Source organism: Tatumella sp. UBA2305 (genome assembly GCF_002345795.1).
GTDB lineage: Bacteria > Pseudomonadota > Gammaproteobacteria > Enterobacterales > Enterobacteriaceae > Tatumella > Tatumella morbirosei.
Genome location: NZ_DDVT01000015.1, coordinates 462,021 through 477,907 on the forward strand (window position 1 = coordinate 462,021; position 15,887 = coordinate 477,907).

Here is a 15,887-nt window from a genome sequence, read left to right on the forward strand (position 1 = left end):
CGGGTTATTTACAGACGGTGTTTCTCCAGCCAGTGGTCGGTAATATCCGCCAGTTTTGCCGGTTGTTCCAGGGGGATCATATGCCCGCTATGTTCCACCCCCACCGATTCAGCCTGAGGAAACCTTTCAGCCAGCTCCGAAGCCTCCTCCGGCAGTCTCAGGTTATCCTGTCGGGCGCTAATCACCAGCACCGGACAACTAATATCGGCCTGTGGAACATCGGTCCGGTCAAGTAATGACTGCGTCCGGAAAACCTGTGCTCCCTGCGTTCTGCCCATAGCCCTGATGCGTTGTACCAGTTGCGGATCACTGGCATGATCCGGGTGCAGCGAAGTTCGAATCGCCGATGGACTTAATCCCTGAAAACTGCCACTCAGTGTCGCGGCAACAGCCTCCTGTTTCCTCTGTTTCTGTTGCGGTGTATCGTCACGCAGTGATGTCGCTATCAGTATCATTCCAGCCACCCGCTCCCCGTATTGCGCGGCCACAGTCCTGGCGACATACCCTCCCATCGAAAAACCGACAATCACAAAGCGTTCAGGCAATCGGTCTGCATATCCGACAGCAATATCCTGTAGTGTTTCTCCTGGCGACAGTGGAAGACGCAGATAACTGCGCCCCGTAGCGACGTTTTTCAGGTAATCATCCCACAGGGTTTCATCCAGCATAAAGCCGGGCAACAGCACGACAGGTAAAGGTTGAATAAAAGTCATTGTTCTCACTTCAGTCTTCAGTTTCAGTTTCAGTCATACGATACAGGGGTTTTGTCATCTGGCGGGAAAGCTTGTCAGATATCGTTATTTCGCCGCCGTGATGCCGCTGGTTAAGCTGTGAATTTAGCGAGAAAAGAGTCAATGAAATTATTAATCTGTGCGTTGTTGTTTTGCAGCGTAACGGTACAGGCGGCCCAACTGACCATTGGTGATCAGAAAGGCAACGCCAGGGCAGTGATGGAAGCTGCCGGTGAACTCAGTCATTTAGCTTATACCGTCAGGTGGGTGGAATTTCCGAATGCAGCCCCGCTGCTGGAATCTCTGAACTCCGGCCACCTTGATGCTGGTATGGTCGGTGACGGCCCGTTGGCTTTTGCCGTTGCTGCCGGAGCTTCCATTAAGGCTGTTCAGGCATCTCAATACCTGGGCAACGGAATAATCGTTAAACAGCATAGTCCGTTACATAATATCCATCAGCTACAGGGTAAAACGGTTGCTACGGTGAAAGGCTCTGCGGGGCAAAATCTGGTGCTTGCAGCACTGGCCAACGCTGGTATGCCAGCGGACAGTGTCCGCTTTGTCTTCCTTTCCCCGGCAGATGCCTCCCCGGCTTTGGATAATGGTTCGGTAGATGCCGTTGCCAGCTGGGAACCTTATGTGTCATTCGGTTTGTACCAGTCGGGTGACCGTCTGCTGGTAGACGGAAAGAATTTCCCCGTGTCCAATTACCTGGTGGCTACCGATAAGGCTATTGCCGGTAAACATGCTGAGTTACTGGATTTTAGCCAGCGGCTTTCACGGGCCAGAATATGGGGGTTACAACACCCTGAAGCCTATTCACTGACCATCAGCCGGATTCTGGGTATCCCGAAAAACGTGGCATTAAGTAAGGTCAAACGTGAGGATAACTCTCCGGTCAGCGATCTCAGTCTGTTGCTCACTCGTCAGCAGGCAGCAATCGATACCTTTACCCAAAGTGGACTGATTAAACCAGGCCTGAAGGCCGGGAGTTTACTTAGCCGTGAATTTTTCTCAGCACCTAAGGAGCCACAGCCATGATGAATCTTGCGTTATATCTCGATGCGGGCATTCATCAGGGCGGATGGCGTTATCCTCAGGCAGCCAGGGATAACGGCAGTCGCTGGCCGTTACTGCGTAGTATTGCGTTACGTGCAGAAGCGGCAAAGCTGGATATGGTGTTTATTGCCGATAAGCTGGCTATTGATGATATCTACGGTGGTGATCTGTCAGCTACTGTCAGAAGCCGTCCTCAGGGTTGGTCAGAACCGCTGACCTTGTTGGCGGCTCTGGCGGCAGTCACCACACACATCGGTCTGGGAGGCACAGTCTCTTCCTCCTACTCGCTCCCCTATACCGTGGCGCGACAGCTGGCAAATATCGACCATATCAGTGAAGGCCGTGCGGCCTGGAATGTAGTGACTTCGGTCAGTGATGCCGAGGCACGTAATTACGGACGTTCACAACACTATTCTCACAGCGAACGTTATCGCCGCGCCGCCGAATTTATCCCGTTGGTACGAGAACTGTGGGATAGCTTTGCCGGTGATGCCGTCGTCAACGACCAGCAAAATGCGCTGTTTGCACGCCCGGAGCGCTTCCGTTATCTGGATCATCACAGTGAGTGGTTTAGTGTTCGTGGACCTTTAAATATTCCACGGCCGCCACAGGGCTACCCGGTCACCCTTCAGGCCGGCGTCTCTGAGGAATTTATCGATCTAGCCGCACGCTATGCCGAAGTGATGTTTGTCGTGCAGCCAGATCAGCAACGCGCTGCCGCCTTCTGTCAGCGGATTAAGCAGAAAGTGGCGTTGGCCGGGAGACAGCCACAACATGCACGCATCTTACCCGGCATTGTCCCAGTGATTGCTGAAACACGCGCGGCGGCAGAGGAGAAAAAACGTCACCTTGATTCGCTGATTACGGTGGATTCTGCGTTAAGCTTTATGTCTGCCAGCATGAATCATGATTTAGGACGGTATCCGGTAGATGAGCCGGTGCCGGATATTCGTGAAGTTATCACCGGCAGCAAAGGTCGGTTTAATTTTGTGATTAGTCAGGCAATTGAACAGCAACTGACCTTAGGGCAGATGGCGTTGCGTTATGCAGAAAGCCTGTCATTTCCTTCTCCGGCCGGCACCGCCGATGATATCGCAGCAATGATGACCGAATGGTACAGGGGCGGAGCCTGTGACGGATTTGTGATACTGCCTGCCTATCTGGAAACTGACGGTAACCTGTTTCTGGATGAGGTGGTCCCCAGACTGCAACGAGCAGGCGTTTTCCGTAATGAATATCCGGGTAAAACCTTACGAGATACACTGGGACTGAGCGTGCCAGAAAATCCCTTTTTCCCGTGATATAAAACAATGCTGACCGGCCCCCTGAAGACTTAGGCAGTCAGAGCCCCCCCTGTGCGCCGGGTTAACTATAAGACAGGTTTCTGTCATTAAGGATAGAGGAGTTTTATCGACGAGGTTGAGATAAACAATGAATGTTCATTAGGCGATTGAAGTTCGGTAAAGCCCAGCTGGCGGTAAAATTTTCTGGCCCCCTCATTCAGGGCATCAACAAACATACCGTGTATCCCGACAGCATCAGAAGCTTTTGACACGACTTTCATTGCATGCGCCACAAGTATTGCACCATAGCCATTGCCCTGAAGCGAAGTGTCTATCGCAAGTCTGCCCAGAGTTATCGCCGGAGCATTAGAGTAAGGGATTTTCTTTTGCTGGCTTTTAGAAGGCAAAGACTCTCTCTCAAAACTACTACCTGAAAGCGTATAGTACCCGACAATCTTTGGCTTTGGGTCGTCGGTGATAAGGACATACCCGCGAAGAATGTTTCGTTGATGCTGTCTTAACAGGTGTTGTCTGATAAAGATATCGAGGCTTTGTTCGCCGCAGCTGAAGGCATTCAGGTCGTATTCAAAAGCCTCATTGATCATCTCTATTTTATAATTTACTGTCACCTTGCTGCTCCATAGATGCGAGGCGTTCAGAAGCTCGTTTCAGACGCTCATTAGGTGCTGTTGGGTGAGAAATGGCTTCCATGACCAGATTCCATGATTCTTCGCTCAGAATCAGTCTGCGATGTCTTTCCATAACCAGTTCGGCTCTTTCTGCGGCGCTTTCAACCATAAACTGAGTGATACTTTGGTTATTCATTGCCGCAGCTTCCTCGATCATACTTCTGGTCTCGGTGTTTAATCTTAAATCGATTCTTTCTTTTTTTACGGCGGTCATAAGCACTCCGGATGTTTACGCTGTTGAGGTTTGGCTGACATGACTTGCTATGCACATTTGTCATAGCATCACAACCCGCCCCAATAATGTACGGATAAACTCCGTACATGAATTGTAATGCGTTACAGCGTTGCTATCAATAACCGGTTTAAGCTGGCGCACTTTATGTCTCCGGGGTTAAGAGCGCCAGGGTAAGAGCGTTTTGGTTATAAACCTCTTATTTTGGTTATAAACCACTTAATAAGGCAGGGGATTTTCAACAATAAAATTTTCCATTTCTGATAAATACCACAGCCTCTGCTGGCCGTTTGAAAAGCCCCATTAACTGACTACCTGCTTTCAGGCTGAACGGGGATGCCTTCCAAAAACTGCCGGATAAGGCTCGTCACCTGTGCTGCGGATTCCAGCATCGGATGATGTCCGGTCTCAGGCAACAGTGCCAGCTCACCTGATTCCAGCAAATGAGCGATCTCCATACTGAGTTCAGGCGGTGTCGCAGGGTCATCCTCACCACAGATAACCAATACCGGCATGGTGATATCTGGTAACAGTGAACGTATATCTCCCCGGCTAAACACCGCCTCGGTGAGTGCCAGCGCCATAGCCTGTGGATCCTGGTGTAACATCCGTTGTCGCTCATCTGCTGCCTGTTGAGGAAACTGTTCCAGCCAGCGGGGACTGTTGAGCACCTGCTGTATCCGGTCAAACAGCTGACTGCGTTGCTGTTGTGTCCCGTTTTGCAGAATTTCGCGGCGTAACTGCCAGTCTGTCATTTTGAATTCAGGCTCTTCCCGGGCACTGGTACCTATCAGAACCATCCGTTCCACCAGTTCCGGAAAACGTGCCGCCAGCCGGATTCCCACCATTCCTCCCTGACTCTGACCAATAAAGGTGACAGGTCGGTGTAACACTTCCTGGATCATCAGCGCCAAATCTTCGGTCATAGTATCGAGCGTCCAGCCGGAAGGAGAATGGCTACTCTGTCCGTGGCCCGGCATATCCATCACTATGCAGCGGTAGCTCTGGCTCAGAGCTTGATACTGCGCGCGGAAAGCCTGGCCGTCCAGAAACAACCCGTGCGCAAACAACAGTATCGGCCCTTCCCCGATATCCAGATAACGGTAAACCGTACCGTTTAACCGAATCTGCTGATGGACCGGTTGTTGCTGCACAGTAAATGCCTGTTGCAGTAGCAGTGAATCTTCATAAATCTGATAACGGCAAATCTGATGGTCTCTGAGCGTAAAACGGATCACCATATCGCTTCCAACAGTCTGGCCGGTGGATAAAATAGTATGGCGGAAACGACCGATGGCCAGCACGTTTTCCTGATCACCATAATAATGGCTGATCACAAATTCCCTGGCGTGGAAGTTCTGTGGGAAACTCTTCAGCCAGGCGACAATCTTCTCCCTGCCCTGTAATAATCCGACAGTGCTCACCCCGGGGTCGCCATCCACATGCCACACAACATCATCGCTCAGCAATCCTGTCAGCCTGCTGATGTCCCCTGCGGCAAAAGCACTGAACCAGTTCTCAGCCACCTGCCGGCTGTCGGTAAATTTCCCGGTAATTGTTGCCTGCATACATAACTCCTTTCGTTATCGAATCTGCCATAAGTGGATGACGAAAAGTATATGTTTGCTATTTACGGAGAAAAACCACTACTATCGGCAAACCATTTTCCATAAAAGGAAAACTGTATGCCGGCTTTAGCTCCAGACTGGGATGACATCCGCTTTTTTATTAATGTGGCCCGCAGCCAGAGCCTGACCAAAAGCTCTGCCCAACTTCATGTCAGTCAATCAACGGTGTCCAGGCGAATCCAGTCGCTTGAACAGCGTTTACAGGTCAGTCTGTTTACCCGCCATCAGTCCGGCTATTACCTGACTGAGTCCGGCCGTGAACTGTTGCAGTATGCGGAGCAGACCGAAGAGAGTATTCTGCGGCTGGAGAATCATCTGACCGGCACTGACCGGCGCCCCGAAGGTAATGTCCGGCTGGCTACCACCGATTTACTGTCAAGCCAGCTGATTATTCCGGCATTACCCGAATTCAAACGCCAGTTTCCCCGAATCAGGCTGGAGATAATCACCGGGATTGCTGAGGTATCGATGTCCCGCCATGATGCTGATTTGGCATTACGGATGGTACGACCACAACAAAACACCCTGAAAGTACGACGTGCCGGAGAAATCTGCTGGTCGCTACTGGGTCATCAGGATTATCTGCATCGTCATCCGTCAGAAACACAGTGGCAATTTGTCTGCTGGGACAGCGCCTGGCAGCATCTGCCATCGGCCCGCTGGGTCAGTGAACATTTTCCACAAGCAGAATCTGCTCTGGTCACCACCAGCCTGAACCACCAGTTAGCCGCCGTAAATGCCGGACTGGGCGTGGCGGTACTCCCGGATTTTGTCACCCGCCACTACCCACAACTGCAGGCTGCTGGCGACAGACAGCAGATTTATCGTGAGACATTATGGATGGTGAGTTACGGCGAATTGCTGGAATCCGCACGGGTGCGGGCAGTAGCTGATTTTCTGCTGGAAGTGATGGCTTCAGACCCGCCGCAAGCCACCACCGGTAAACCGGGCTTTCCGCACTGACGTAAGCGCCCGGCGACCTCAGACTTCAGGTCAGCAGAACGGAATGAACTTTGGCGGTCAGCGTGCCAGTAATCCCATCTCCCTGAGACGGGAAAAACTCTGTCGTGTATCGCCCTGCGGATGATATTCCATACTGGCCCAGCCCTGATAGTTGAGCTGTTCCAGCAGTGAAAAGAGTTTTTCAAAATCCACATCTCCGGTGCCTGGCTGATGCCGGCCGGGCACATCGGCAATCTGGATATGATCAATCCTGTCGATAAACGCCGGTAGCACTTTAAACGGGTCTTCACCGGCGCGCAGAGAATGATAGAGATCATACTGAACCCACAGATTGTCAGTATTCAGGCTATCCAGAAAACGCACCGTCTGCTCGGTACCTGACAATAGTGCCGCGGGAACGTCATTATGATTTATCGGTTCCACCACCATGCGGATCCCTGCCGCTTTCAGGCTTTCTGCGGCATGTTCAAAGTTCTGTTTCAGGGTACTCCAGGATTCAGGGGTATCTTCTGCCGGGCCGGAAGGACAATTGATCCTTGGGGGGGTTAACTGACGTCCATAATCTGTCGCCAGACTGACCCCCTGCTGATATTCAGCGATCCGGCCCGCCTGCCCGGCGAAGCCACGATCACCGGCATCCCAGTCGCCCAGTGGCATATTAAATAACACCAGTTGCTGACCCTGCTTTTCCAGCGCCTGTCGGATTTTTTCAGCCGGCCAGGGATAGGGGAAAAAGAACTCCACCGCCTGAAAACCATCTTCGGCGGCTACAGCAAAGCGGTCAAAAAAATCATATTCGTTATACAGCATGGTCAGGTTTGCTGCGATGCGGATCATCTGGGCTTCCTTCTGTTTGCCGGTCACCGTCTCAGAACACTCAGCCGGGACCGCACCATTGATCGCTCATCTGAGAGGCAGTTTTTTCCGTTCCCGTGGTATCGACAGAGCATCATCCGCACAGGCATCCCGCTAAACCACCAAACCCAGATGAACATAAGTTTATCTGTTGCTCATATGAACGATAACGGTTGGAGGCACTATCGGTAAAACTCTGCGCACCTATTATGTGATTCCGCGCATAACTTTTAATTAACAACCACAAAGCAATCGCCCTGAACTAAAAAACCTTGGTCTGATCACAGAAAGTTGAATTTATCAGGGGGCCAGTGAAAAAGGCATCGAACCGATTAATGATTACGCCAACGCCTGACCCGGCCGAAGCTGCGTGGGGTAACCGGCAACAATACCGGCTAACCCACCGTTGTCAGCGGGGTAAGCAGCATAGCTGACCCCAGCCCCCCGGCGGCTGCAATAGCACATAAACCACCCTGTCCGTCACGCCGGCGAAGTTCATGAAACATTCTGCACACCAGAATGGCTCCTGAGGCACCTATCGGATGTCCCCGGGCCAGCGCCCCGCCCCCGACATTGACGTTATCCATCGATAAACCGGTGTGCGTAATACACACCATCGCCTGAGCCGCATAGGCTTCCATCATTTCAGTCAGACAATGTTGCGGCTGAAACTGTGGATAACGTTCAAACAACCGGCGAATAGCTTCCACCGGGGCATAGCCCGGTAACCGGGGATCTGCCCCCAGCGTCTGATAACCGGTGACCGACAACCCATACTGAGACCCCAGACTGGCAGCTGTACTGTCAGACACTACCAGACAAAATGCCGCCCCGTCGGCTTCCACCGCGGTGGAGGCCAGGCTGACCGTACCGGATAATGCAGGAGTGCGTTGTGCCAGACGCAGGCTGAGAGCACGGGGGTAGACATCACCCGTCACCCCGGCCAGTGGCACAATCTCTTTGGTTAAGCATTCTGCTGCAGCTAACGCTTTACGATGGCTGTTGACCGCATAGTCATCCTGATCAGGCCGGGTCAACTGATAACGTTGGGCCAGTTCAGAGGCAGCCACGGTCATATCCGGATCCTGGTCAGGATCCGGCGCGAACGGCGGCCGGGTATAGAATTCTGCGGGGCGCTGGTCGGCATAAGTTTTGGCCCGTAATGGGCGGCGTGAGTAACTCTCTGCGCCACCGGCAATCACAATATCTGCAGCCCCGCTGTCAACCAGTGCTGCCGCCAGCGCTATCGCGTCCAGCCCGCCGGCACACTGAGTATCAATGCTTAGCCCTGAAATCTGGTCCAGACCAGCAGCCAACGCAGCGACCCGTGCAGGATTTCCCCCGGCCCCCAGTGAATTAGCCATAATCAACTGCGATACGTCGTCCGGGGCAATCCCGGTCTGCTGCAACAGAGCCCGGATCACCGGTTCTGCCAGTTGATGGGGCATTAATTCGTTGAATGCCCCGCCGCGCGGAACCACTGCAGTTCGTAATGACGCGATAATGACGCTCATGGATTCAGCAGAGCCGTTAAACGTTGCAGGTCAGCTTTACCGCCATTCAGTAACGGAAACTCTGTCAGAAAATGAAAATGACGTGGCACCATCGCACTGCCAAGTTGTCGGGTGATATCACTGCGTAACTGCTTTTCCAGTTGCGGATCACTTGCTCCCTGGATAAAGGCGTGCAGCAGATGGCCACGTTGTGCATCCGGGCAGGCAATCACCGCGACAGCGCCCTGTTCCAGCCTCTGGCTGATTAGGGTTTCGACCGCTTCAGGAAACACATTCTGATCGGCAATAGTCACCATCCGGCTGCGGCGACCGGCCAGCCACAGATAGCCCTGTTCATCCAGTCTGCCCAGTTCACCGACCGTCATAAAGTCACCGTCACAGCGGGTTTCACTGCTGCCGCCCAAAGAATAACCACGAAACAGATACGGGCTGCTGACCCACACTTCACCAATACCCTGGTGGGCATAGCGGATTTCAATCGTCACCCCGGGATAAGCTTTGCCTACCGACCCTTCCGGTGTCTGCTGATCCGCCAGAGTAATGAAGCTGGTTTCAGAGGCTCCATAAAATTCATGTATTGCCGCCTCCGGGAAGCATTCTGTTGCCCGCTGGCGGGTTTTACTGTCCAGCTTTCCCCCGCCACACAGAATCAAACGGATCTTCGGCAGGACATCACCACTGCTGGTCAGCAGACGTAGCTGTGTCGGGGTAATATAGAGCACCGTGACTCCGGCTTCAGCCAGTAATCTGACCTGATTACGCGGCCGCATACCCGCCATCACCTCGACGGTGATTCCCAACCCCAGCGATTCACACACCCCGTACAGTGACAATGAGTGATTTAGCCCGCCAAACACAGCACTGCGATCCACCGGACTCAGATTAAAAAGTTGCCGGTTGATCTCAAAGGTACGTTGCCAGGAAAGGCGGTGACGACGAATGACTTTGGGCAATCCGCTGCTGCCACAGGTGGTACATTCAATATGTTGTTCGCCGTCACCTGCTTCAATCCAGGGGGCCTGGCTGATGGCACGGAAGGTGGTTCCCCGCTGCCAGGCTGCCAGCAAACGACGCAGAGCATCAGGTTGTTCCCCCTGACTCGCTGCCAACGGCTGACCATGGAAACTAATATTGTTCGGTGAATTAGCTGTCATTCTGCCTCCTGAGCGGAAAATCCATGCAGGGTACTAAATTCTTCTAATTCTGCCCGTCCGGTACGAAACTGATTCACCGGTGCTTCAGGATCTGCCCTACCCAGTGCAATCCCGCATACCACCAGTTGATCATCAGGCAACTGTAGCCACTGATGAATATGTCGACCGTAATTCGCCAGTGCGCCAATACCGCAACAGCCATAGCCGAGATGACCAGCAGTCAGGAACAAATTCATCAACGCCATACCAAGATCCATATAACAACCGGCCCCCATATCACGCTGAATAGTGACCACAATACCTACCGGTGCCTCAAAAAAGCGATAATTGGCGTCAAACTGACGACGACGTCCGGCAATATCGCGTTTTTCGATGCCAAGCGCCTGATAAAGCGCGTAACCCGCATCACGCTGTCTTTGTTTCAGTATTGCGGACATCGGTTGCGGAAAGTAGCTGTAGAGCTCTTCTTCTACCGGCGTTGTCTGTGCAATATGGGAGAGTTGCTGAGTCAGTGATGCCAGCGGCTGGCCGGTGTAGACATGAAACGCGCCAGGTTGTAGATTGGCACCGCTGGGGGCACTACGTGCCGCGTTCAGCATTATCTGCACATCAGACAGCTTCACAGGATCGGGTAAAAATGCACGGCAGGAAGAGCGGTTAGCCAGAAACGTCGGCAGTGAATTATCTGAGTTTTGCATCAAAGGACAGCCTGAACCAGGAACATAACAATATTCAGCAAAGAATACCGGACACTTGCACAGGAGTGAAGAGTCTCATTATAATCGTAAACTAAATTCATGATTATAGGTTTACAAGTCTGTGTGGTATCTTGCGATCGTTACCTTCCTCTGGGGATCTTCTTTCAGTCTGACCGGGCATTTCCTGGCGGGCCAGGTCGACAGTTATTTTGCCGTGTTTATCCGGACCCTGGCAGGCACCCTGATTTTCCTGCCATTTATGGTATGGCGCAATCTCCCGACACGACTGGTGGCAGGTCTGTGGATTGCAGGAGCACTCCAGTTTGGGGTGACCTATGCTCTGTCATACCAGAGTTATACCATGCTGACGGTACCAGAGATGTTACTGTTTACCACCCAGACCCCGCTGTATATCAGCCTGATAAATAATGCGCTGGAACGACGTTTTAACCCGTGGACACTGCTGGCGGCAATGTTTGCTGTTTCCGGAGGGATTGTCATCCACTATCACCCACTGACCGGTCATTTCTGGAAAGGATTCTGGTTATTACAGCTGGCTAATCTGACCTTTGCTGCCGGTCAGGTGTTGTGTCGTCGCCTGCTGCTGAAATATCAGCCGGAAGTCGCCCTGCCAAGGCTTTTTGGTCATTTTTTCCTCGGTGCCATCTGTATTACCGGACCGCTTTATTATTTCTTTGGTCAGCAAGGCCATCTGCCACACACCACCGTACAATGGTCAGTACTGATCTACCTGAGTGTGGTCGCTACCGCGTTGGGTAGCTACTGGCTGGCAAAAGGTAGTACCCTGGTATCGGTAGCCACTTTGTCGGTGTTTAATGAACTGCATGTGCCGGTTGGTCTGGTGATTAATATGCTGCTGTGGGGCAACGATGTGCCGCTGCTGCGACTGGTGGCCGGTTGTTGTTTGATAGCGATTGCCATTGGCATTAATTACCGCCATCCAACACGGCCACGCCCCAATCCTCCGGCGGTGCCCCAGCCGGACTGACCTGACAAGGCACAGCAGCAATTGCTGTGCCTGCTTTGTTCTGCATCCTTTTCCAGCAGCCTGAATTTCCCCGGGATTTCCCGACCCCCCTCTGTTTGCCTGTGTTAATCGCGGCCTGGCCTTTGATTTTATTACCGGTCCCCGGGATCTCATTGCCACGGCCTTCAACGGAATACAGGGTTATTTCGTCTATTTCGCACAAATAAATTACACAATTATATAAATATAAATTAACATTTACTTAAGATGGTTTACAAGCCACGTGCTATTTCGTTCCGGGATATTTCCGGATTTGTGCAATGTCGACACAGGAGTATCAAATGTCTGAGCCTTCATCGAAAGGGATTAGCCGGCGACGGCTGCTCTCTGGTTCTGCTGCCGGCCTGACCGTAGCCGCCGTCGGCGGTGCCAATGCCACGACGATCACCGGTATACCCCGCTGGATGCTGTTTGATCATAACAGCCCCATTACTCCTGCTACTCCGGGCCTTAAATTCCTCACTCAGGAAGAAGCCACCGAAGTGGATGCCATTGTCAGCCAACTGATCCCTGCCGATGAACTGTCGGTTAGTGGCAAAGATGCCGGCTGTACGGTATTTATTGACCGGCAACTGGCAGGCAGCTACGGCGATGCCAGCCGTAACTATATGCGTGGTCCTTTTCAGCAAGGAACTCCGGCTCAGGGCGATCAGTCTCCATTAGTGCCACGGGAACGTTACCGTCTCGGACTGGCCGGACTCACAGAATATTGTCAGAAAAAATACCAGAAATCGTTTAGCCAACTGGATAGCGCCACCCGGGATGAAGTGCTGACGGGTCTGGAACAGGGAAAAATCAATCTCACCGGCATTAGCGGCAAGATGTTTTTCGATCAGGTGCTGACCAACACCATGGAAGGTTTCTTTTCCGATCCGGTGTATGGCGGAAACCGCAATATGGTGAGCTGGAAAATGATTGGTTTCCCTGGCGCCCGTTATGACTACCGCGACTATCTGACCAAAACCGATCAGAAACTGGATTTAGTCCCGATTTCCATCATGGGCAGCGCCGCCTGGAACGCGAAGGTATAAGACAATGACAAAAAAATTACCTGCCACCGATGTGGTAATTGTTGGCCTCGGCTGGGCCGGTTCGATTTTAGCCAAAGAACTCTGTGATCAGGGCCTGAATGTCATCGGCCTGGAACGTGGCCCATGGCGGGATACCGCCAGAGATTTTAACGTCGCTACCGCGCCGGATGAACTGCGCTACAACGCCCGCGAAGAGCTGATGTTACGACCTGCACAAAACACCTGTACTATGCGTAATAATCCTTCTGAAACTGCACTACCGATGCGTTTCTGGGGATCATTCCACCCGGGCAACGGTACCGGCGGCGCCGGTAACCACTGGGCGGGCCTCACCTTCCGCTATCAGCCTGCTGATTTCCGTCTGGCCAGCCATCTGCGCGAACGCTATGGCAAAGAGGTCGATCCGGCGTTGACCCTGCAGGACTGGGGGCTTACCTGGGAAGAGATGGAACCCTTTTATGACGACTTTGAACAGGTGGCCGGTATTTCCGGTAAAGCCGGGAATATCCAGGGTAAGATTATAGAGGGAGGAAATCCCTTCGAAGGGCCACGCTCCCGTGATTATCCTAACCCGCCCAATATTCAAACTATCGCGCAGACTTTATTTGCCAAAACAGCCACTGAGATGGGCTATAAACCCTTTAATGTCCCTTCTGCCCTGGCCTCTCAGAGCTATACCAACCAGTATGGTGTGACCATGGGACCTTGTACCTACTGTGGCTTCTGTACTAACTATGGCTGTGCAAACTATTCGAAAGCGAGTGCTATCGTCAATGTGTTGCCGGCGGTGGTTAACATGCCAAATTTTGAAGCACGCACCAACTGTGAAGTGCTGGAGGTTCTGAAAGACAGTAGCGGTAAAAAAGCCACCGGGGTGGTGTATATCGACAGTAACGACGAACGTTATGAACAGCCAGCGTCGATTGTGATTGTGGCTGCCTTTACCTTTGAAAATGTGCGACTGATGCTGCTTTCAAATGTGGGTGTGCCTTACGATCCGGTCACCGGTAAAGGGACCACCGGCCGTAACTACTGCTACCAGACGGCGAATAACGTCCGTTTGTTCTTCAAAGATCAGATCTTCAACCCGTTTATCGGTGGCGGTGCCATCGGGATGGGTATCGACGAATTCAACAACGATAACTTCGATCACTCAGGGTTAGGCTTTGTCGGCGGCGGTTCGACCCGTGTGACGCCGATTGGTGCCGCACCTATTGCTTCACGTCCGGTTCCGCCGGGTACACCACGCTGGGGATCGGCATGGAAGAAAGCGACCGCGGAGCACTATCTTACCAATATGAGCATTGGCTGTGAGGCGAGCAGTTACCCGCAACGCACTAACTACCTGTCCCTCGACCCGAACTATACCGACCCACATGGCCGTCCGTTGTTGCGCATCACCTTCGACTTCCCGGACAACGATATGCGCATGGCGCAATACGTCACCAATAAGGTCGGTGAAATTGCCTTACGTATGAACCCGGTACAGATCCAGAAGCAACCGCGTACCGCTCCCTGGGCCAATAATGACTACCAGTCATCTCATGTGGTCGGTGGCTTTGTCATGGGAGCTGACCCCTCCACCAGTGCTGTCAATAAATTCTGTCAGGTCTGGGATATCCCCAACCTGTTTGTGGTAGGAGCTTCAGCGGTTCCTAACAACCCCGGGTATAACCCGACCGGGACAGTCGGCGCCCTTGCCTTCCGTACCGCTCACTATATCCGTACCCAGTACCTGAAACAGCCCGGGGAGATGATGGTATGATGAAAAAATTAATGCTGACTGCCGGCAGTTTACTGTTACTGACTGCGGGCTACGCCCAGGCTGAGAGTGGTGCTGATTCCTGGGATCTGGTGAGTAAAGGCCGTTATATTGCCCAACTGGGTGACTGTACCGCCTGTCATACAGAACCAGGGCATCCTTTATTCTCCGGCGGGGTCGCAATTGATACCCCCTTTGGTAAACTGCTAGGTGCCAATATTACCCCTGACCCGGAGACCGGCATTGGTAAATGGACCTTCGAAGATTTCCAGAATGCAATGCGTAAGGGGCACAGCCGCGACGGGCATTTACTCTATGGGGCGATGCCGTTCACAGCCTATACCAAAGTCACTACCGATGATAACCGCGCACTGTGGGCCTATCTGCAGACGGTTGAGCCTGTGAGCCGGGTGGTTAATACTAATCAGCTGCCATTCCCGTTCAATATCCGTACCTCGCTGCATGTCTGGAATATGCTGAATTTCACCGAAGGTGAATACCAGCCGGATCCGAAGCAATCGGCCGAATGGAACCGTGGCGCCTATCTGGTTCAGGGACTGGGGCATTGCAGCACCTGCCACACCCCTAAAAATATGCTGGGTGGCGATAAAGACAGTCTGTTCCTGCAAGGTGGCTCACTGGGTGTCTGGTTCGCGCCAGATATTACCGGTAATACTCATAGTGGTATTGGTCAGTGGACCCAACAGGAAATTGTCGAATACCTGAAAACCGGTGCCAACAAATACGATATAGCCTCCGGGCCAATGGCTGAAGCCGTAGAACATTCGACCCAGTACTGGAAAGATGATGATCTTAATGCCGCGGCGGTGTATCTGAAATCGCTGAAAAATGACATCACTAAACCCCAACCGCTGGCTGCGGATAATGGCCAGATGGTAAATGGTAAAGCGATTTATGCCGATCGTTGCAGTGCCTGTCATGTGTCACAGGGCCAGGGTGTTTCGCATCTGTTCCCGCAACTGGCGAATGCGCCACTGGTCAATGCCGCTGATCCCGCTTCACTGATTCATGTGGTACTGGCGGGCAGCCGTGCCGGGGGCACCGCTGCGGCGCCAACCGCTCCGGCCATGCCGGCATTTGGCTGGAACCTGACAGATCAGAATGTCGCCGACGTGCTGACCTATATCCGCAATAGTTGGGGGAATGCAGCGCCGTCTGTGACCGCCAGCGATGTGAAAAATATGCGCAGCACTTTAGAAAAGTAATTAGCCAGCCTATT

At 52.6% G+C, this 15,887-nt stretch carries 15 protein-coding genes; 7 read left to right on the forward strand and 8 right to left on the reverse strand.

The features are described from left to right. Window positions 1-8 precede the first annotated feature (8 nt). A complete protein-coding gene (locus B3Z23_RS08490; RefSeq protein WP_294906786.1) occupies window positions 9-713 on the reverse strand; it encodes an alpha/beta fold hydrolase in 705 nt (234 codons plus the stop codon). Between the two features lie 141 nt (window positions 714-854). Between B3Z23_RS08490 and B3Z23_RS08495 the strand changes: the two genes are divergently transcribed. Both B3Z23_RS08495 and B3Z23_RS08500 read left to right on the forward strand, forming a co-directional pair. Continuing rightward, entirely contained in the window at window positions 855-1,772 is a 918-nt protein-coding gene (locus B3Z23_RS08495; RefSeq protein WP_294906790.1) for an aliphatic sulfonate ABC transporter substrate-binding protein, read from the forward strand. Continuing rightward, window positions 1,769-3,091: an NtaA/DmoA family FMN-dependent monooxygenase gene (locus tag B3Z23_RS08500; protein ID WP_294906793.1), complete on the forward strand. Its 1,323-nt coding sequence runs from the start codon at window positions 1,769-1,771 to the stop codon at window positions 3,089-3,091. Before B3Z23_RS08495 ends, B3Z23_RS08500 begins: the two co-directional genes overlap by 4 nt. An 89-nt stretch (window positions 3,092-3,180) precedes the next feature. Here B3Z23_RS08500 and B3Z23_RS08505 read toward each other — a convergent pair whose 3' ends face one another. The 3 genes from B3Z23_RS08505 to B3Z23_RS08515 form a co-directional block, all read right to left on the reverse strand. After that, the gene (locus B3Z23_RS08505; protein ID WP_294907687.1) at window positions 3,181-3,678 is read right to left on the reverse strand and encodes a GNAT family N-acetyltransferase; all 498 of its coding nucleotides are present in this window, start codon (window positions 3,676-3,678) and stop codon (window positions 3,181-3,183) included. 7 nt (window positions 3,679-3,685) lie between these two features. Further along, window positions 3,686-3,976 (reverse strand): DUF1778 domain-containing protein, encoded by a 291-nt coding sequence (locus tag B3Z23_RS08510; protein WP_294906796.1) that lies wholly within the window; start codon window positions 3,974-3,976, stop codon window positions 3,686-3,688. A 329-nt stretch (window positions 3,977-4,305) separates the two neighbouring features. Next, a complete protein-coding gene (locus B3Z23_RS08515) occupies window positions 4,306-5,562 on the reverse strand; it encodes an alpha/beta fold hydrolase (RefSeq protein WP_294906798.1) in 1,257 nt (418 codons plus the stop codon). Between the two features lie 117 nt (window positions 5,563-5,679). Between B3Z23_RS08515 and B3Z23_RS08520 the strand changes: the two genes are divergently transcribed. Further along, window positions 5,680-6,585 carry a LysR family transcriptional regulator gene (locus B3Z23_RS08520; protein ID WP_294906801.1) on the forward strand — a complete coding sequence of 302 codons (906 nt, stop codon included), beginning with the start codon at window positions 5,680-5,682 and terminating at the stop codon, window positions 6,583-6,585. 57 nt (window positions 6,586-6,642) lie between these two features. On the opposite strand, the gene B3Z23_RS08525 is transcribed toward B3Z23_RS08520, so the two are convergent. The 4 genes from B3Z23_RS08525 to B3Z23_RS08540 all read right to left on the reverse strand — a co-directional run bounded on the left by B3Z23_RS08525 (window position 6,643) and on the right by B3Z23_RS08540 (window position 10,806). Next, a complete protein-coding gene (locus B3Z23_RS08525; protein ID WP_294906804.1) occupies window positions 6,643-7,422 on the reverse strand; it encodes a hydroxypyruvate isomerase family protein in 780 nt (259 codons plus the stop codon). Window positions 7,423-7,835: 413 nt separating this feature from the next. Continuing rightward, on the reverse strand, window positions 7,836-8,954 hold the full coding sequence (locus B3Z23_RS08530; RefSeq protein WP_294906807.1) for a thiolase family protein: 1,119 nt from the start codon (window positions 8,952-8,954) through the stop codon (window positions 7,836-7,838). Continuing rightward, window positions 8,951-10,108 (reverse strand): AMP-binding protein, encoded by a 1,158-nt coding sequence (locus B3Z23_RS08535; protein WP_294906811.1) that lies wholly within the window; start codon window positions 10,106-10,108, stop codon window positions 8,951-8,953. The genes B3Z23_RS08530 and B3Z23_RS08535 overlap by 4 nt, the downstream gene beginning before the upstream one ends. Continuing rightward, a complete protein-coding gene (locus B3Z23_RS08540) occupies window positions 10,105-10,806 on the reverse strand; it encodes a nitroreductase (RefSeq protein ID WP_294906813.1) in 702 nt (233 codons plus the stop codon). Before B3Z23_RS08540 ends, B3Z23_RS08535 begins: the two co-directional genes overlap by 4 nt. 121 nt (window positions 10,807-10,927) lie before the next feature. Between B3Z23_RS08540 and B3Z23_RS08545 the strand changes: the two genes are divergently transcribed. From B3Z23_RS08545 to B3Z23_RS08560, 4 genes are all read left to right on the forward strand, one after another. Then, the gene (locus B3Z23_RS08545) at window positions 10,928-11,815 is read left to right on the forward strand and encodes an EamA family transporter (protein ID WP_294906816.1); all 888 of its coding nucleotides are present in this window, start codon (window positions 10,928-10,930) and stop codon (window positions 11,813-11,815) included. 320 nt (window positions 11,816-12,135) lie between these two features. Further along, window positions 12,136-12,885, forward strand: coding sequence for a gluconate 2-dehydrogenase subunit 3 family protein (locus B3Z23_RS08550; RefSeq protein WP_294906819.1), 750 nt, complete (start codon window positions 12,136-12,138; stop codon window positions 12,883-12,885). 4 nt (window positions 12,886-12,889) lie between these two features. Continuing rightward, a complete protein-coding gene (locus B3Z23_RS08555) occupies window positions 12,890-14,650 on the forward strand; it encodes a GMC family oxidoreductase (protein WP_294906822.1) in 1,761 nt (586 codons plus the stop codon). Beyond that, complete coding sequence (locus B3Z23_RS08560) at window positions 14,647-15,873, forward strand: cytochrome c (RefSeq protein WP_349677214.1); 1,227 nt, start codon at window positions 14,647-14,649, stop codon at window positions 15,871-15,873. The genes B3Z23_RS08555 and B3Z23_RS08560 overlap by 4 nt, the downstream gene beginning before the upstream one ends. Window positions 15,874-15,887 lie beyond the last annotated feature (14 nt).